Here is an 18,353-nt window from a genome sequence, read left to right as displayed (position 1 = left end):
TCTCGACCGAACCACCCCAGCAGCGCTTGTGCCATACGCCGTCCATGAACACGTACGCATACTCCTGCACCAGCGGACGCTCCCGCCACGCGTCGATATCCGCGTAGATGCGCTTGAGCTTGTCGCTCAGAGTCTGCGAGGGCATGCGATCACCCCACAACAATTGGCTGACATCATCAACCTGACGCGTGGACACGCCCGCCAGATACATGTCAATCAGCGCCTCCTCGACGCTCTCCTCGCGCCGCCGGTAACGCTCGATCACGGCCGACTCGAACACCGCGCCCTTCAGTTTCGGTACCTTCAGGCTCATTTTCCCGGCCTTGACGGTCAGATCACGCTTGTAATGGCCGGCCCGGTACGCCTTGCGATCCCCGCTGCGCTCGTAACGGGCGGCGCCCGTGATCTCGTCGGCCTCGGCGTCGAGCATTGCGTTCAACGTCTCCTCGACGCTTCTACGGACCATCCGGTCCAGGGTGGTCTCCAACATGGCCTGGTCGACCTGTAGAATCTGCTGTGACATGGCTTCGTGCCCTCTTTCCAATCGCGATTTGTTTTGTTTGGCGACAGAAAATCGTACACAGGACACGAGCCATGCCCTTTCATCTCAAGCCCAAGCCAAAGTGCGCAAAATTTCGGGCCTTATCGCTGCGACCGTAACTGAGTCATGAAGCGAGGCCGTGTGCTCAGTTACGGCCGTTGTCGGTGTGAGAAACGACCGTAACTGAGTCATGAAGCGGGAGTGTGTGCTCAGTTACGGTCTTCCGGGGTGCTCTGCGAGGCCGTAACTGAGCATAAAGCTATAACGTGTGCTCAGTTACGGCCTCGCAGCAGCAGGCGTCACGCGGCGTCGCGTAGATCGGCACGGCTCAACGCGTCGGTCGACGAAGCCGTCGGCAGCAGCCCATCAGCTCGCAACGCAGCAGCCATCTGATCGAGGCAACGTTCCATCAGCGGATACGGCATCGCGAAATTCATACGTACGCATCCCGCGCCAATCGCACCGCACTCGCGCCCATCGGTCAACGCAACGCCGGCGTGCTCGAGGAAGTACTGAGCCGGGTTGGCAATGCCAAGCCCACGGAAATCTAACCACGCAATATACGTGCCTTGCGGTCGCACATAACCAACTCCAGCCAACTGTGTCCGCATACGCTCATCTACGAGCGCCGCATTGCGCGCGACGTACTTGAGCACCTCGTCAAACCACAGTCCACCCTCTTCGTACGCGGCGGTGGATGCGATCGCGCCGATCGTGGCTGTCTGATGTTCTGACCATTCGCAACGTGCATCCCACATGGACACATCGTCAGGGTTCGTCAGAATCACTTGCGCGCACTTTGTGCCAGGAATATTAAACGATTTCGACGCAGACGTTGCGGTAAACGCTTGCCGAGCGGTCATTTCGTTGATCGCAGCGAACGGAACGTGATGATATCCATCGAACACAAACGGTGCGTGGATCTCGTCTGAGAAAATACGCACGTCGTAACGCTCGGCGAGAGCAGACAGTTGCAGCATCTCCTCGCGCGTGCAGACTTTGCCAATCGGATTGTGTGGGTTACACAGCACGAATGCGCGGCAACCGTTACGGAAAGCGGTTTCGATTGCATCGAAGTCGAACAGCCAGTTGTCGCTGGCATCATTCATCAGCATCGGAATTTCGATACAGTCGACGTTGTACAGTCGCGGCAAACTCAGAAACGGCATGTACGCAGGCGTCGGCACAATCACGCTGCCACCGTGACCGACGATCTCACGCAAGAAAATCTCGAACGCTTCGACCACGTCAGGCACGACGCGCACTTGCGTCGGATCAATATTCCAGCCGTACCGCAGTCGTTGCCAGTCAGCGCAAGCCTTCGCAACCTGCTGCTTCCACGGAGTCGGGATGTAGCCGAGCGCACAGCCTTCGGTAGCACGCTCGATTGCGCGCTGAATGCACGGCGCGAGACCGAAATCCATTTCCGCAATGAATGCGCCGACGCAGCCCGGGTAGCGCGACCATTTATCGCTGCCATTTTGAGCGAGCTGGTCTGCGGTTTGCGCGTCGATAGCCTGTGCGTCGAATCCGATGATGTCTTTGATGTAATCCATGTCTCTACTGTCGCGCGTTTGGCGGGTTCTCAAAAGGTGCGACTGCGGCATGTTGCTTGGGTGAGGTATAAGCAAACAAATAGGTCGACGGTAGCAGCGGCGTGTGATGATGGGACGAGTGTTGGACTGTGAGGTTAGTTAGTGTTCCAGCAACGGCTCAGCTGCCCACCGCAACTCATCACACAGCGTACGCACAGCAGGTCGCACGTCGCTGCGCCGCGTGATCAAGCCAATGCTACGTCTCGCATATGGGTCGTCAATCGGACACAGTGTGAGGTTCGCCGGCAATGGTGCCATAGACGCAAGACGCGAGACAATGGACACGTTCTCGCCCATCGCAACAAGATTCTGCGTGGTTGCGTAATCATCGACACAATACGTAATCGATGGTTTGAAATCTTCACGCGCGGCCATACTTAGCAGGTTGGTCTGGCAGAATGGACAGCCGGCAATCCAGTTACACGGTGCGAATGTGCGCAGTTTGACCGGAGTGCCGTGCGCGCGGAATCGTTTCGCAGACGCGAATGAACTGTTCATAAGCAGCAGTAGCGGATCGTCGCCGAGTGGTTCGTACGCGAGTTCGTCGTCAATCACGAGATATTGCGGGATGCTTTCGTAACGGAAAATGACGGCACAGTCTGCCTCGCCGCGCGCGACCGAATCGATCGCCTCGGGTGGTTCAGTCTGCGCGAGACTGACGTCAATCGGCGAGTCGACGCTGAGTTTGGCGAGCGCCTTAGAAACGATCGTCGAACAGATTGACGGCGGGGCGAGCAGTCGCAATGTGGTCGCGGCGCGACGCCGATATTCGCTGAACTCTTTGCTGGCTTGCGCGACGCGTAATGCGATCAGTTCGCCGTGTTTAGCGAGGATGAGTCCGGCTGGGGTGAGTGTGACGCCGCGACCGCCGCGCGTCAGCAGTGCGCAGCCGCAGTCCCGTTCGAGCTTCTTGACTTGCTGGCTGATGGCCGGTTGCGACCAGCCGAGTGTGCGTGCGGCGCCGGATAGTGAACCTTGTTCACCGATGTGCCACAGCGTGATCAGTAGATTCGGGTCGAGATTGTGGGGGAGTGGGGCGGATGTGATTGGCGTAGGCTGGGCTGTTGTGAATGCAGCTGACATTCCGACCGATGTTGCTGATGTTGCTGGTGTTGGCTCCGTGATATGTGGATGACGTGGAGATTCGTGTATTTGATATTCGGTGTCCATCTGTCATCCTGTTCTTTCACTAAGTCTTGTTGTCATGAGCGTACCCGCACGGTTTGGCATAGGATACAGCAGGCTTGTGTGATGTTGTTGTGACTTGTGGCCTACTGCCGTGAGGTGGATTCGCGTACGACGAGCTGATATTTGGCGGTCAAACGTTGCGGAGGATAGTTATCGTAGCCATGTTCCAATCGTTGCATGAGTAAATCGACTGCTTTCTTCGCTAAATCATCGAGATCAACGCTGATGGTGGTAACGGCTTCCATCGTAGGTGGTGTTTGCGCCGCTGATTCATAATGATGACGGGTCACTTGAGCCGGTTCGTCCACAGGTTGGATCCTACGTGGTCACTTGGATTTTGATGCGGCGGGTGGTTGACTCTATCTAGCCCCATGCCCTGTTAGATCCTGTTAGGTTCTATTCAACAATCCATCTGGTAGCTGGCTAATGCCACATTAGGCTCTATGTAGTGTGATATTCCGGCGGTAACTAGCTTCTGTTCCGCCGGAATATCACGTTTTCAGGGTGTTTTTTGTGATATTCCGGCGGAGAAGTTAGAGACTTCCGCCGCGATGTCACAAAAAACGGCCTTTAAGCGTGATATTCCGGCGGATGTTTAGGTATCTTCCGCCGAAAAGTCACAATGGCGAGTCACAGATGGAACAGTCACAATGGAACAAATGTCTCGAACGGGTACGAATGGAGCCTTACGTATTGTGAAATTTTGGTAAAGGGCACTCCTACGTAAGGTCTGAGTTATCCACAATTAGGCGCGACACGCCGTAAACAGACCGTTCGACCACATACCCTGAAATTCACTTGCCATAATCGCGATATTAGCTACTGTCAGGGCATGAAAGTAAAACAACACATTGAACAGCAGCTAAACGAAGCGCAGAAGGCACTCCGGTGCGCGACTGCATTGTGTCACACAGATCAGATGGCATTTTTGCGGTGTACGCATTCTGGTCTGGTCATCAGCCCGTATCGAGGCATGTTTGCTGATGCTTCATACTGGCAGTCTCTGAATCCGACAGCACAGATTCTGCATATTGCTCGAACATTGTCAGTCAAATTACCGTCGTTGGTATTTGCCGGTCCTACTGCAGCGGCAATTCATGGTTTTGAACATCAGTGGGCTATCCATCATGGTGGTTTATACGCTGCAGATACTGAGCATGGTTTAAAAAATCGGTCGCGTGGTGAATTACATCGTGTGTATATGTCGAATATCCCCATTGCTCACGTAGACGGGGTGTTAGTCACATCTGCAACACGTACTGTGGTGGACTGCGGTCTGATGCTCCCATTCCGTAATGCCTTGCCCATAGTGAATTCTGCACTAGCTGCATCGGCAACCACTCGTGAAGAAGTGCAATTATTGTGTGACCGCATGCAACGTGATTGTGCATCGGTAACACGACTGTTACTCAACGCTAACCCACTTTGTGAGAATGGTGGGGAATCCATGATGTATGCCACTATCGTGGAAGCGGGAATTGCTGAACCGGTTGTACAGCATACATTCGTCAATCCGAACGATACAACAGAATGGTATCGCGTTGATTTTGCGTGGTTTCTGCCGGGCGGACGGGTTGTAGTAGCGGAATATGATGGCATGACTAAGTACGTCGATCCGGCCATGACTCATCGGAAAAGTATTGAAGCTGTGGTCACTGCACAAAGTCATCGGGAACGTAGTCTTTTGACGTGGGCGGTGAATGCGATTGTTCGAATCACATATGATGACGTCGTGCGCCGGTATCCGATGATTAATAAACTTATTGCTGAAGGCATTCCTCTGCGCTCGTGATTGAGCACAATCGTTGTCATGCTGGTAACAACAACTGTTTTTGTGATATATCGGCGGAGAAACTAGGAACCTCCGCCGCAATGTCACAAAAAGCGGCCTATTTCTGTGACATATCGGCGGACCATAGCCAATCTTCCGCCGGAATATCACGTTTGCAGGGTGATTTTTGTGATATTCCGGCGGGAAACTGTCTAGCATCCGCCGCAATATCACATTTAGGACGGGAATTGCGTGATATTCCGGCGGAGTTGTACCGACTATCCGCCGGAATGTCACAAAAACGGGCCTTTAAGTGTGATATTGCGGCGGACTATAACCAATGTTCCGCCGGAATGTCACAAAAACGGCTTGTAAGCCGTGTATTCCGCATAATTGTTGTCTCAGGCATACAAGACACAGGGGAGATATACCCGTTGGTCATCATTCCCATGCTCTCCGCGCAACTCAAACGAATAGGTACACGGAAGATACAGAAGGGAATTTACCTCAGATCGAGCGTACACGGAATCGCCCCGTGCGATTTGAGGCCACGATCATCTCATCATTGTGCAGCCGAGTCCATCCGTCAGCCTCAGTCTGCGCGAATCCAGAGCTGGCCACAACCACGCCGCCACCCTCGATACCACGGTAGCGCAGTACGCGGTAATCATGCGCCTGCGCGCCGCGACCGTAGCGGTCATACACTTCAACAATACGTGGGCTAGTCACCTCGCGGCCAGCTGCACACAATGCGATGAACTGGTCTTCGCTTTGAATCATGCAGTTGTAGCTTGACTTCGGATACGTCTGTCGCAACTGACGCACAGCCTGAGCCACAGCCTCGTCAAGCGCGAATCCGAAGCCGATAAACTCGAGAATCACGGAGAAGAAAATCGCCGAATCAGACTGACCGCCAGTCGCAAGGAATGCACCTTTATTAACCGGATAATGCCGATTATTGACGATATTAACCCCGTTCTCATCGGAAATATCGCCGTTGTGAATGAACGTAAGCCCGTTCGCAAAGAACGGCTGCTGGTTTTCAAGAATCAGCGGCAGGTTCGAGCTGGCGAGTCGCAGATGCCACAGAGCACCGCGCGCGGGAGCGTTCGCAAAATCAGGGAACACTGAATCGTAGCGCGCGGCGACCGTGCTTTTATACAGTTGGACACCGGTTTCCGGCGCAGGCGCACCGCCGTCCCGGGTGTAGGGCGGTTCGACGGGTTCGCTCAGCAGACCGACGCCCCAACCATCGTTGTGGATCTCGCTGAGCTCACGGAACTCGTCTACGGCAGGTTCACCGAGTACGGCCGTCAGGCTCGTATTAGCCCCGGCCGTTGCGTATCCCAGTAATCTGCACATGTTTTAGTACTGTACCGAACGATCGCCGTGACACGGCGGTGATCGTTATAGAGATTGCTTATAGCGGTCTATTGTGCGGTGGTCGTCGCGTTACCGCGTGACTCGTCCGTTGGTTTATCAGCCGTTTTGCTGACTGATTTATCGGCAGACTTGCCTGCAGCTGGCTCGGTGATTCGCTGCATGACAACAGTTGTTTCACCGTCGGCCGGGAGCCGCATCGGACGCTGAGACTGTGCGGCATCGCGAGCCGCAGTCGCTGCTGCCGCCGACAGTTGCGACTGTGCCGCCTGCGAAACCACGCCAAACCCAGCATCCGCTGCATCAGCCGACAATCCCGCGCCGTTCTCACTCATGCGACCCTCGTTCGCCGGCTTGCGCAACGTGACACGCTTCAAACGCGGCGGTCGACGCGTTGAAATAAACAGCGGCTGGACTTCAACGATCGGGTTGAACGGCGCCAAACCGAACCACTTAAACGGCGAGCCGGCAACGTGACGAATCGAATACTTCGTACGCAACGCAACCGCACCCAGCGTGGAAACCTTCGACTCCGGCATAAGATCTTTGTGAATCAGTACGTAGCGAATTGTACCGATACCGGGATCGGCGTCCACTTTCGGATAAATCGACTTCTGCTCAGGTAGCTCGCCAGTGCGGCTCAGATCATGCATAATCTGGTGTAAGTACGGCGGGATCGACTGAGACACCTTGAAACCAAGCCGAATACGCACACGGAACAAATATTCCGTACCGAAATTTTCAACCGAATATTCGCGCGTGAACGGCTCGTCAGTTGTCTGTACCGATACAACCCACCATGCGCGGGCTCGCTTCGGGTGTTCCGCGAAAATTGAGAAAAATACGTCAGTATCGAGCCGCTTCATTTCCGGATCGGCCGTCAAATACACGATATTGTCCGCGAAATATGGGATACGGAAGTCGCCATGCAGTCGACCAAGCACCGGCAAAAAGTCAGCCGGACGCATGTGTCGACGCTGCGAACGTTCGATTTTCGTACCCTTGTCCCACGTATACATGATGAACAAAATTGCAAGCGTCAGCAGCATCGTAAACCAGCCGCCGTGCAGGAATTTCGCCATTGATGCGATAAAGAACATAATCTGAATCGCAAGGAATATGAGCAGGAATACCACGGCTCCGATACGCTTGCCGCTATACCAAATGTACACGGCGAGCAAAATTGTGGTCGTGATCATCGTGATGGTAAGCGCAAGTCCGTACGCGGCAGAAATATGCTCGGAATCTTTGAACATGCCGAGCACTGACAGTGTGGCGATCAGCAGTACACCGTTGACGACCGGAATGTACAGCTGACCGCGGGTACGCGCGGGGTAGCGGACCTGCAGATGCGGCATCCAGTTGAGTCGAGTCGCTTCAGAAACCATCGTAAAAGCGCCGGTGATCAGCGCTTGCGATGCGATCACGCCAGCGGTAACCGACAGCACAACCGCCACGTAACGCACGTTCGGCGTCATCATTTGGAAGAACGGATTAAGGCTCTTGATTTGCGCCAACTCAGGATTGTGCTGGTTCTTCAAAATCCACGCGCCCTGACCGAAATAGCACAGCACGAGCGCAACCTTGATGAACGGCCATGTGAAGTAAATATTGCCACGACCAACGTGACCCATATCCGAGTAGAGCGCCTCCGCACCGGTGGTCGCAAGGAAGACGGTGCCCATAAGCGCGATACCAGCCGCGTTATGCGGGCTGAACAGGAACTTGACGCCATACCACGGGTTGAGCGCGGCGAAAACAGTCAGATCGTTGCTTAAGTTCACCGCGCCCACGACAGCGAGGAACGTAAACCAGACGAGCACGATTGAGCCGAACACGCGGCCGATGGATTCGGTACCGCGCGACTGCACTGCGAACAGCACGACGATGATCACGGTGGTGATCATGAGCGTAAGATTTGGATTCTCGTTAAACACGCCTTCGAGCGGCGGCAAGGTAGTCAAACCTTCGACTGCGGAACTGATCGAAACCGCTGGAGTCAGTACTGAATCCGCGAGGAACGCCGCGCCGCCGACCATCGCGGGGATGGCGAGCCACGCGCCACGTCTGCGGATCAGCGAATATAGTGCGAAAATGCCGCCTTCGCCGTTGTTGTCGATACGCATAGCGATGAACACGTATTTGATCGTGGTGATCAGTGTGATCGACCAAAATACGAGTGAGAGCATACCGAGTACGGCTTCGCGGTCGGCGTTGGCGATGCCACCTTGACCGGACAGGAACGTCTGCGCGGTGTACAGCGGCGACGTACCGATGTCGCCGTAGACGACACCGAGTGCGACGATCGCCATAGACAGGGTGATTTTATCTGGGCCAGACTGGAGTTTTGCCCACCATTTGCCGATGGGGCCTCTCGACGCGGTTTCGTATAGTCGTTCCGCTTCCTTCTGTTCCGCGGCACGCTGCCGGGTGAGCTCTTCTTTTTCCTCTTGGGTCAGCGTTCGCTTGGAGACTTTCGGCGCGTTCGTAAACGTGTCGGCTTTCAGCAGGGTCTCGTCAGGTCGTTGCGCCATAACGCATCCTCCACATTGGCGGGGAGTTTCCCCACTCATGTACAGCACACGCGAGGAAGCCCGCCACCATGTGAGCGGCGGGCTTCCTCGCAAGACAAGCGGCAATCCATCCATGCCCCTCGCATTGGCTCTCAACCTAACATATCATGTAAACAAATCGTAAAAAAATCGTCAGAAAAACGTGAGTTGTGCGGGCAATTGGCCGCAGTTGCGCGCGGAGCGCGTCTGAAATTGCAGGATGGGCTGGCCGCGATAACAACCGAACTTCTGATGCGGCAAAATACTGGTCGGATCTCGTCAGATCCCATACACTGTTCGCGTGGTGCGCCGCGTGCCGCGCGCGACCTCAGCAATCGGCAGATCAAACGCATCAGCAAGCGCCGACAACGTGTACGGAATCATGTATGGCGCGTTTGTTCGCCCGCGATACGGCATTGGCGTCAAATATGGCGCGTCGGTTTCCACCATCACATGATCAAGCCCAACGATGCGTGCCGACTGAAGAATCGCGTTATTCCCTTTATAGCTGCACGTGCCAGACATACTTAAGTACCAGCCGTGTTCGCGCGCAATTTCAGCCATCGCCGTGTCGCCCGAGTAACTGTGGAACACAGTACGTTCGGGCGCGCCGTCTGCGAGCAGCGTTTCGATAACCTGTGCGTGCGCGTCGCGATCATGAATCTGCATTGGTAGATTCAACTCCTTGGCGAGCGCAATGTGGGCGCGGAATGCTTCGCGTTGCAAGTGCGCGGCCGATTCTCCGGTACGGAATAGGTCCATGCCGGTTTCACCGATCGCAACGACTTGCTCAGGATATGCCTTGGCGAGGCGTGCGACTTCGGCCATAGCGTCGTCGAAACTCACGTCGTGGTAGGGCTTATACGTAACAGCGAGCCCGTCGGGTCCGGGCGCGGCTCGATGACCGTGGCGCACTGCTTCATTGGGATGAATCGCGATCGCTGCATGGACGGTGTTTGGATGGCTGACGGCCATATCAATGGCTACTTGCAAGTTGGGTAGCTCGCAACCGCAGTCGATAATGCCGGTTACGCCGACTGCTGCAGCCTGTGCGAGCAATTGGTCGACATCGTAAACAGGGACGGGTGGCTGTCCTTTGTCGACAGCTTCGTGACTCATAGCGCGTGCGAATGGTATGACCGAAGCGACGTGCGTGTGATTGTCGATGACTTGCGCGTCGGATGGCAGTGCAGGTGGCGCTGGTGCCCAGCTGCGGTCGCGGTGATGATGCTTACTCATGGAATCCAGTGTGCTCTGATGATTTGACCGGCTGGATTCCGGTGTGAGCGGTGCGGGCGGTGTGGGCGGCCAATGATTTGTGATATTGCGGCGGATGCATGACTGCTTTCCGCCGCAATATCACGTTTATGGTGGTATTTCTGTGATATTCCGGCGGAGGATGAGCTACTGTCCGCCGGAATATCACATTTTCGGGTCGATTTTTGTGATATTGCGGCGGAAGGTATCTCAACATCCGCCGCAATATCACACTTCTGGCCGTAACGGAACCGTATTCGTGACTTGCGGCTCGGCAACGGCCAATAGGTCCAACGAAATAGTGAGTGGGCGGTTCGGTAGCGACTCCATGATTGCGGCTCAGCAGCAGCTCAGTGGCGGCTGCGCAGAACCGCGCCTACAATAACCAGTATGACCGGTATCATTCCTACCCTCGATCAGATCGACGAACTTCACCGCCGCATATCGCCGTCTCAAGCCGCATACGATCTCATCCACACGCATTGCGTGATCGTTGCACAGATTGCCTGCCAGTTGGCTCGTCGCCAAAACGCGTTGTTTGTACGTCGTTGCACTCTGCCGCGCGATCCCGAGAGCAATACGCCAGATTGCAGCCAAGTGCCGCCAACCGATGGTGTAATTGGTGGAACAGTACCGCCGCGATTGCTTGACGAGCATTTGGTCATGATCGGCGGACTGTTGCACGATATCGGCACGTATAAAGTGCTTAAGCACGACGGCTCGGATGGCGAGCCACTTAAGTTCAGTGGCAAACACTATATTCAGCATGGTTTGCTCGGCTATGAGTACCTGCTTGAGCAAGGTATTGATGAGTCGATTGCACAGTTCGCGCGCAATCACACTGGCGTGGGATTGACGAAGGATGAAGTGATTCGGCAAGAATTGCCATTGCCGCCAGCTGACTATGTGCCGGTGAATCTCGAACAGGAGACGGTGATGGTGGCTGACAAGTTCCATAGCAAGTCGACGCCGCCGAAGTTTTTGTCAGTTGATGCGTACACGGCGAAAGCCGGCCGATTCGGTGAAGAGAATCAGCGCAAGTGGCTGGAGTTGGTGGAGCGGTACGGTCGTCCTGATATTGCTGCGATGGCCGAACGATATCACATGCGCATGGTGTGAGGGAGTGGATGATGAGCAGGGGAGCTGAATTGAGGATGATGAAAATGGCTCCCCTTGTCAGGGGAGCCATGAATATGGTGCCTACTGAGGCGCTACGTCACTCGCTGACGTAAGTGACGTGTTCGGCAACCTCAGCTACTTCGTCGTCACCGGTCACGATGATCACGCAGCGCTTCGGATCGCCATGCGTGAGCGAAATCAGCGTTTTGAGCATGGCCACGCTTTCATCTGAGTCCAGTCCACCGGTTGGCTCGTCGGCGATAATGACTTCCGCATCGCATGAAATCGCACGCGCAATCGCAACGAGACGCTGCTGGAGAACCGGCAGTTTGCCGACTGCAGTATTCGGCGTTTCACTGTCGAAACCGACTTGTTCAAGCAGTTCGCGCGCAATCACTGGCTTAGGCTTGAGGAACGTACGGCCGGACGCATCCATCGCATACAGCACGTTGCGCTCAGCGCTCAGATCATCACGTACCGCATAACGTTGCGGAATAACACCGAGTCGGTGACCGCGCAGTTCGCCCGGTTCGATTTCAAGCACGTTGAGACTTTTGTTCATCACCGCGCCGTCGTTCGGACGCATCATGCCAGTCATGACGCTGAGCAGTGCAACGCGCTCGTCGTCAGATTCAACCTTAAATGCGTACGTATGTCCCGCATAGCAGTCGGCACTTACCCGATCGAGCGTGTTATGCCCGGTTTTTCCATCGGTGACGGTCACTTTGTTCAGTGCGAGCGACGGGTATGCCTTGAGCAGTACCTTGTCGGCGGCATCGCTACCGAGTTCCTTGTCGAGTCGCTCGGATAAACGCAGCGATGTCGGTGCTTTCGTTTCAACCGGAGCTTTGTCCACGGACGTACCAGCAGTTGCAGTGCTGCTTAACGAGAGCGTTTGCGCGACTTTGGCAGCGTTATCAGCAGCGACGTGATCCTGCTGAGCAATACCGCGCGGTTGCGTATCGATATCAGAGTCGGAAAGCTCAGTTTGATCAGTATCGTCAGTATTATCATCGTCATCGAACACGATGCTGAACTGTACAGTTTCGGCCGGTGACTGCGCTGTAATGTCAGCGGCAGCAGCGGTATCAGCAGTCTGTTCGTTCTGCGTATCATTCGACTCGCTCATCGTTTCGTCCTTTGCTGTGGTCTGATCGTCGCTCATGCCTTCGCCTCCTGAACATCGTTATCGTCCGCAGCGGAACCCGTATCCTCCGTATCATGCGCAACCGCAGCATCGTCGGACGTCACCGTCCAACCATCGCGCGCTGCAAATAAGGTCGGCGTGCGGAAGAACACTGCGCGCAATCCAGCCACGATCATGAGCACAATCAACGCGCCCAACGAAACCCAAACTGAACGCCACACGAGTGCCCCGGTCACAGGCGTGGCGTATCCACCAGCCAGTGCAGAGCCAAGCGGACCGGAACCGAAGCCAGCGGCGAGCAAGCCGATCGCAAACCCAAGTACGACCGGTAGGAACGTTTCCAACATGAATTGCCACGCCATGCGGCCGCGTGTCACGCCACTTGCCAGAGCAAAACCGAGCTCTTCACGACGATGCACTACCGCGAGCAATACCAGCGCAAGCAGCAGGACTCCACTCACAGCTGGCACCGCCACAACACCTACGCCCATGCGCGCGTCGAGTGCGGTCAGTGGCGCAGTTTTCTTCTCATACGCGGTGATTGTCGGCGAGCTCAGCTCGTACTTCTTGTCGATCTTCGACGCGACTTTCGATGCGAACTTCTCATAATCGGCCATGCTTGAGAACTCGAACACGTAGCTCAAGTTTGGCTTGCTCCAGTCGGAGGCGCTTTCATTACCCCAGCCGAGGTCGTACATCGTTGCGTACGCAATATAAATCGCATTGTCGCGGTTGTCTTTGGACAGTTTCGCGTCAGAGCCATGACCGGTCGGCGCAGTCGCGTCAACATACTCGTAAATACCGCGCACGGTGAGTGTCGTGGTTTTTGACGCATCCGCAGGAGAGGCGATAGTGAACTCGTCGCCGACCTTGAGCTTATTTGCATCAGCCAGCGCCTTCGAGATCAGCGCGCCCTTCGGTGCTGAGCCGGAGTAGCTCAAATGCTTGCCTTCAACCACACTGTAGCGGCCGAGATCGTTGTCTCGCGCAGTTTCGACGGATGTGAATGACTTGAGTGTCAACTCGCCGCCGGTTTTGCTCGCATCCTGATCGGCGGTACCAGCGATGGCCTGAATCGAATCCTTAGTTTGACGTACAGGGAACGATGACGAGGCGTTGATATTGGCTAGCTGAATCGAGTTTTCAGTAGCGACCGTGTAATAGTTGTTGTACGTTTCGGTGGACAGATAGTTCTTCGCCCACGTCGGGTCGGCGCCGTTGTACTTAGACTGCTGATCAGCTTTCATGCGCACGATTGCTGCTGGGGCGAGTGCTTCTCGATCAGTGGTGGTGGCCGTGACGTTCGCCTGCTGCACTGACCAACCAAATAAGGTGCCGAACGCGGCGACCAATGCGATGAGCAGAGTCAGCAACGAGCGTAATTTGTGACGCATCAATGCTGCCCAAGCGTTCCTGAGAACGAACATACGGCTTCTCCAGTTCTCTTATGTGTACGTATATGTACTTTTACGTATACATGTGTATGTGTACGTACGTGGTCACACCCGGGCACGTCGGACAACGCGGACTTACGTGACGCATGTCGTTGCGTTATTCGATGGCCGCGGTTTCGTTTGTGCTGTGTAGCGTTGGCCGAGATGCTGCTGTTTGCGGATACAGCACCGCACAGAGCATCCCGTGGCAACACTATGGCCGCGCTATGTGGATGTTTTCTTGTCGAAGTCTACTGTAGTCCTGCAATATACCTGAGAGAAACCTGTGAATCTCGGTATGTGCTCGTTCGTGTAGGAGTTGTTTACGAGTTACGTAACTGATATACATTTTGTAGAGATGCTATCGAAAGATAAGAACTTGGCTCCACTTGCTAGGGGGGGCCGAAATGCGACGTTTCGCGGCCATGAATAGCATATGCGTACTTCTCATGCAGGATGTTCAAGCATGATTTACTATGTAGTGCTCATAACAAGATATTGTTTCTTTACCTTCTGTTAAACTCCAGCTACGTATGACGACGTTGAGATGACGTCGGCTTGATTGGTGGTCCGACTCGCGTGGACCGGCGTGGAGGTAGTATGACACATCGCCCAATGCATAGCGACGAGTTGCCCAATCTGGCATGGCATGAGACGCGTACGCCGAGGCATTCACTTGGATATCGCGTCAGTCATACGGTGCTCAGTGTGGTGTCACTGATTGTGGTGGGCGTGCTCTCTTTCGTTGGCACAATGGCTGCGGCGACCCTGTCAGACGTGAACACAACGGTGAGCAAGCAGAAAGTGCATGTGATTGCCCAAGATGGCAAGGATGACGACGAGAATACGCTTGTCGATCCATATGCGAACACGGCGATCGATATTCTGCTGATCGGACAGGATACGCGTGAAGGTGCTGGTAATACTGCGATCGGCGGGGACGCGCAGGATACGCAGAATTTGCACAATTCTGATACGACGATGATTATGCAGATCGCGGCTGACCGCAAGACTATTAATCTCGTCTCTCTGCCACGCGACTTGATGGTGGATACGCCGAGCTGTCAGACTTCAAACGGCGAAATCCCGGCACAGTATACGGTTCAATTCAACTCCATTTTTGCGAATGCTTACGCACAGGGCGGCGATGTTGCCTCAGCTGCTAGTTGCACATTGAACGCTGTCAACTCAATGAGCGGCATGGACATCAAGAACTTCATGGTGATCGATTTTGGTGGCCTAGTCAAAATGGTTGATGCAATCGGCGGCGTAGATATTTGCGTGCCTGTCGACATGGTTGACTCATACACTGGGCTTGATCTCAAGCGTGGTCTCGTGCATATGGACGGTACCACTGCCACGCAGTACGCGCGTACCCGCCATGCCACTGGTACTGATGGTTCCGACACGATGCGCACCACGCGTCAGCAATATCTAATCAAGAAGATCATCAGCACCGCGCTCTCTAAGAACTTCTTTACGCAGACCAGTCAACTGTATCAGCTTGCCAAAGCTGCACTGGAATCTGTGCAGATGAGCACTGGTCTAGCTGATACTGCGACGTTAGTGGGTCTTGCGATGAGCTTGCAAAACTTTGATACGACGCATCTGTATTCACAGACAATCCCGATCGAGCCGTGGATACAAAACCCTAACCGCAGCCAGCTCGCGGAAGGCGCGGAAGCAGTGTGGCAGAAGCTGCGTAATCATCAGCCGTTGGTCGAGCAGCAGACTTCGGATGCGGCAGCGAGCGGAAACTCAACTGGTGACACGAATAATACAACCGACAGTACTGGCTCATCTGACTCGACTGACTCATCGAACACGAGCGCCGACGATGGTTCAACCTACGATGCCAACACCGGTGTGATCACGCAAGCTGACGGTATGCTGATCGACAAGGAGACTGGCGGTACTATCGACCCGGAGACTGGTGCGATTCGTGACTCGATCACTGGTCAGTACATCGGACTTGCTAACCGCTATATTGAGGTCACGTACTGCTCTGCGTAAAACGTTGCCGTTACTACGTAGTCGGCTCGCTAGGTTGGTTTGATCGACAGTCTGCACCAGAAATCTTTGCATATTGTTAAGGATTACGGTCTATTATTCGTTCTCGTATCGAACCTCGGCAGACGATAGGAGACGGCAGTATGTTGCAAAGACCGTCGCAACACGCCAACCGCAGTGGCTTCCATGCTATACGTAAAAGCTGTACGGCTCAACGTATCGTATGGCTCACCATCATGGCTGCTGCTGGACTGGTGTTATCCGGCCTGTTGTTCTACGGGATATCAGTCATACGCATGTATTCCGACGCGAATCGACTCATGAATGCCGGGCAAAGTCTAGCAAATACAGCGCTTGGATGCGGATCGGATACAAGCATGCCCGAGGCTTCGAAAGAATTTGTGGCGTCTGCTCGAGCATTGCGTGACGAGCTCAATGAGCCAAAATGGACGTTTGTGCGCGATCACACGGCATACGGCAATGATATCGATGCGGCACGTACCATGCTGGATTCAGTCGGCAATCTCGTTGACGGTCCATTTAGCGAAGCGACCAATCTCATTGAACAGTTAAAGGGTTTCTCGAAAGACAATAAAACCGTTGATCTCAGTGCACTTGGTACGTTGCCGAGTATCGTACGTAACGCTCGCGCCGATATTGCAGCTGAAACCGCAAAACTGAATACGGTCGGTCAGCCTCGACTATCCGTGACCAGCGAACTGTTAAACGCAGGTAAAACCGGACTGTCTTCTGCAGATAACCTGCTCGATGAATACGACGAGCTGATTGATCTTGTGCCGCAGCTTATCGGCGAGAATGGAACACGCACATATTTGGCCGCGATATATAACCCGGCTGAACTACGTTCCGCAGGTGGTATGGTTGGCAACGTTGCCGCGATCACCGCGGACCACGGTAAGGTGACGATCGGTGATTTTTCGCCGACCACCGATTTCAAGTACGCGACCGAACCGTTGGACGATGAGAACGTGAAGGAAGCTGAAGTATTCGGTCAGTGGATTTGGAAATATCCGCAGACCACTACGATGAATCCTGACTATCAGCGCGCTGCTGTAACGCTCGCAAACCAGTGGAAATCACAGGAAGGCAATGAGCACAAGGACGTGGCGGGCGTAATCGCAATCGACCCAATGTTCTTGCAGTCGCTGATCGGAGCGACTGGTTCGGTAACATTAAGTGACGGTAAGGTGCTTGACGGCACTAATACAGCGCGCTTCTTCTTACATGATCTGTACAGTGAATACCCCGATTTTGCTCAGCAGAACAAATACACGAACGATGCGTCGAAGACCATCATGTCACACGTATTTTCTTCGGTGAACTCGTCCACTGCGTCTGCGCTGCTCAAGGCCGTGCGCGATTCTTCCGCAAGTTCTCATCTCAAACTGTGGATGCGTGAGTCGAACGAATTTGCAGCACTCGTACAGACACGCGTACTTGACGCGAATGCGGCCGGTTCACTGCCGGGCACGAGTGAACAGCCTGTAGCTGGTGCATACTTCTCCGAAATGCAGGCCAGCAAGCTCAGTTGGTATTTGCATGTCGATATTAGTGTCCGCAAAACATGCGGAGAGTCGTTCGTAGAAGATACCGGACAGGGGGACCCTGATCAGGTGGGATCGCTGATGTCTACGCGGCTGGCTGGTATCAGCGAGGAGTCACTTGGCGACGAATACACGGTAGTACTCAAACTGAAGAATACGCTCACTAAGGAGCAAGTGGAGAAACTACCTGAGTTCGTAGTCGGAACAGATGATACGAAAGGCGCGATGCTCCTGCGTACCACGCTCATGGCTCCCACTGGGGGTGAGATCACCTCGATCGCGTACGGCAATGCGCTACTTCAGACCAATGGTCCGGTGGAAGATCGACAGTTCATCGTGCTGGACCCGACCGAGACGGGGTTGAGGCCAGGCAAAACCGATGTAATCGTGTATACCGTGCGAGTTGCGGAAGGTGCTACGAATCCGTTGAATGTGGTGACTACTCCCGTAATCGGTGAGAGCGGAGAGTACACCGGCACTGGCGGCGCTGTGACGGACGAGTGCGGGGCTGATGTACCGGATGCGGCTGAGGATAAAACGCAGGATACTACCGGTGCGCAAGGCGATGCTGGGGATGGCGGCAACAGCGCGGCTGAGGACGGAAATAAGAGCGACGGCACTGACGGCACTGATGCAGGTTCCGGGGACACGAATAGCGCCGGTGGTGGTTCTGGTTCCGGCGGTTCTGGTTCGGGCGATAAGACATCTGGCGGTGCCTCCGAAGCGTTAGATTCTCTGTCAAAGTTCAAAGACCAGATTCAATGCCCTGTGGATATCACCAAACTCTCATTCTGA

At 54.6% G+C, this 18,353-nt stretch carries 13 protein-coding genes; 4 read left to right on the top strand and 9 right to left on the bottom strand.

All coding sequences use genetic code 11. The features are described from left to right. From BHAP_RS09360 to BHAP_RS09345, 4 genes are all read right to left on the bottom strand, one after another. Positions 1-523 (bottom strand): transposase (locus BHAP_RS09360; protein ID WP_211279724.1); only part of this gene is annotated, 523 nt, incomplete at its 3' end. Between the two features lie 317 nt (positions 524-840). Next, positions 841-2,097: a MalY/PatB family protein gene (locus BHAP_RS09355; protein ID WP_094730437.1), complete on the bottom strand. Its 1,257-nt coding sequence runs from the start codon at positions 2,095-2,097 to the stop codon at positions 841-843. A 138-nt stretch (positions 2,098-2,235) separates the two neighbouring features. Continuing rightward, complete coding sequence (locus tag BHAP_RS09350) at positions 2,236-3,219, bottom strand: LysR family transcriptional regulator (RefSeq protein ID WP_094730440.1); 984 nt, start codon at positions 3,217-3,219, stop codon at positions 2,236-2,238. 188 nt (positions 3,220-3,407) lie between these two features. Continuing rightward, positions 3,408-3,632, bottom strand: coding sequence for a substrate-binding domain-containing protein (locus BHAP_RS09345; protein WP_094730436.1), 225 nt, complete (start codon positions 3,630-3,632; stop codon positions 3,408-3,410). Positions 3,633-4,297: 665 nt separating this feature from the next. On the opposite strand from BHAP_RS09345, the gene BHAP_RS09340 reads away from it, so the two are divergent. Further along, positions 4,298-5,116 carry a hypothetical protein gene (locus tag BHAP_RS09340; protein ID WP_094730435.1) on the top strand — a complete coding sequence of 273 codons (819 nt, stop codon included), beginning with the start codon at positions 4,298-4,300 and terminating at the stop codon, positions 5,114-5,116. A 486-nt stretch (positions 5,117-5,602) separates the two neighbouring features. On the opposite strand, the gene BHAP_RS09335 is transcribed toward BHAP_RS09340, so the two are convergent. The 3 genes from BHAP_RS09335 to BHAP_RS09325 form a co-directional block, all read right to left on the bottom strand. Continuing rightward, a complete protein-coding gene (locus BHAP_RS09335) occupies positions 5,603-6,457 on the bottom strand; it encodes a class II glutamine amidotransferase (protein WP_094730434.1) in 855 nt (284 codons plus the stop codon). 68 nt (positions 6,458-6,525) lie between these two features. Beyond that, entirely contained in the window at positions 6,526-9,009 is a 2,484-nt protein-coding gene (locus BHAP_RS09330; protein WP_094730433.1) for a KUP/HAK/KT family potassium transporter, read from the bottom strand. A gap of 297 nt (positions 9,010-9,306) precedes the next feature. Then, entirely contained in the window at positions 9,307-10,266 is a 960-nt protein-coding gene (locus BHAP_RS09325) for a TatD family hydrolase (RefSeq protein ID WP_094730432.1), read from the bottom strand. A gap of 408 nt (positions 10,267-10,674) precedes the next feature. Between BHAP_RS09325 and BHAP_RS09320 the strand changes: the two genes are divergently transcribed. Beyond that, positions 10,675-11,403, top strand: a complete 729-nt coding sequence (locus BHAP_RS09320) for an HD domain-containing protein (protein WP_094730431.1) — start codon at positions 10,675-10,677, stop codon at positions 11,401-11,403. A gap of 97 nt (positions 11,404-11,500) precedes the next feature. Here BHAP_RS09320 and BHAP_RS09315 read toward each other — a convergent pair whose 3' ends face one another. Then, positions 11,501-12,568, bottom strand: coding sequence for an ATP-binding cassette domain-containing protein (locus BHAP_RS09315; RefSeq protein ID WP_094730430.1), 1,068 nt, complete (start codon positions 12,566-12,568; stop codon positions 11,501-11,503). Next, positions 12,565-13,977, bottom strand: coding sequence for an FtsX-like permease family protein (locus BHAP_RS09310; protein WP_094730429.1), 1,413 nt, complete (start codon positions 13,975-13,977; stop codon positions 12,565-12,567). The genes BHAP_RS09315 and BHAP_RS09310 overlap by 4 nt, the downstream gene beginning before the upstream one ends. 606 nt (positions 13,978-14,583) lie before the next feature. Between BHAP_RS09310 and BHAP_RS09305 the strand changes: the two genes are divergently transcribed. Continuing rightward, positions 14,584-15,996 (top strand): LCP family protein, encoded by a 1,413-nt coding sequence (locus tag BHAP_RS09305; RefSeq protein WP_094730428.1) that lies wholly within the window; start codon positions 14,584-14,586, stop codon positions 15,994-15,996. Positions 15,997-16,136: 140 nt separating this feature from the next. Continuing rightward, positions 16,137-18,353: a DUF4012 domain-containing protein gene (locus BHAP_RS09300; protein WP_094730427.1), complete on the top strand. Its 2,217-nt coding sequence runs from the start codon at positions 16,137-16,139 to the stop codon at positions 18,351-18,353.

The organism is Bifidobacterium hapali (assembly GCF_002259755.1).
GTDB lineage: Bacteria > Actinomycetota > Actinomycetes > Actinomycetales > Bifidobacteriaceae > Bifidobacterium > Bifidobacterium hapali.
Note: the sequence above shows the minus strand (reverse complement) of the source record. Positions and strands in the feature narration are given on the sequence as shown.

Coding starts and splice junctions, on each gene's coding strand:
- BHAP_RS09355 (WP_094730437.1), bottom strand. CDS start 2,097: ATGGATTACATCAAAGACATCATCGGATTCGACGCACAGGCTATCGAC.
- BHAP_RS09350 (WP_094730440.1), bottom strand. CDS start 3,219: ATGTCAGCTGCATTCACAACAGCCCAGCCTACGCCAATCACATCCGCC.
- BHAP_RS09340 (WP_094730435.1), top strand. CDS start 4,298: ATGTTTGCTGATGCTTCATACTGGCAGTCTCTGAATCCGACAGCACAG.
- BHAP_RS09335 (WP_094730434.1), bottom strand. CDS start 6,457: ATGTGCAGATTACTGGGATACGCAACGGCCGGGGCTAATACGAGCCTG.
- BHAP_RS09330 (WP_094730433.1), bottom strand. CDS start 9,009: ATGGCGCAACGACCTGACGAGACCCTGCTGAAAGCCGACACGTTTACG.
- BHAP_RS09325 (WP_094730432.1), bottom strand. CDS start 10,266: ATGAGTAAGCATCATCACCGCGACCGCAGCTGGGCACCAGCGCCACCT.
- BHAP_RS09320 (WP_094730431.1), top strand. CDS start 10,675: ATGACCGGTATCATTCCTACCCTCGATCAGATCGACGAACTTCACCGC.
- BHAP_RS09315 (WP_094730430.1), bottom strand. CDS start 12,568: ATGAGCGACGATCAGACCACAGCAAAGGACGAAACGATGAGCGAGTCG.
- BHAP_RS09310 (WP_094730429.1), bottom strand. CDS start 13,977: ATGTTCGTTCTCAGGAACGCTTGGGCAGCATTGATGCGTCACAAATTA.
- BHAP_RS09305 (WP_094730428.1), top strand. CDS start 14,584: ATGACACATCGCCCAATGCATAGCGACGAGTTGCCCAATCTGGCATGG.
- BHAP_RS09300 (WP_094730427.1), top strand. CDS start 16,137: ATGTTGCAAAGACCGTCGCAACACGCCAACCGCAGTGGCTTCCATGCT.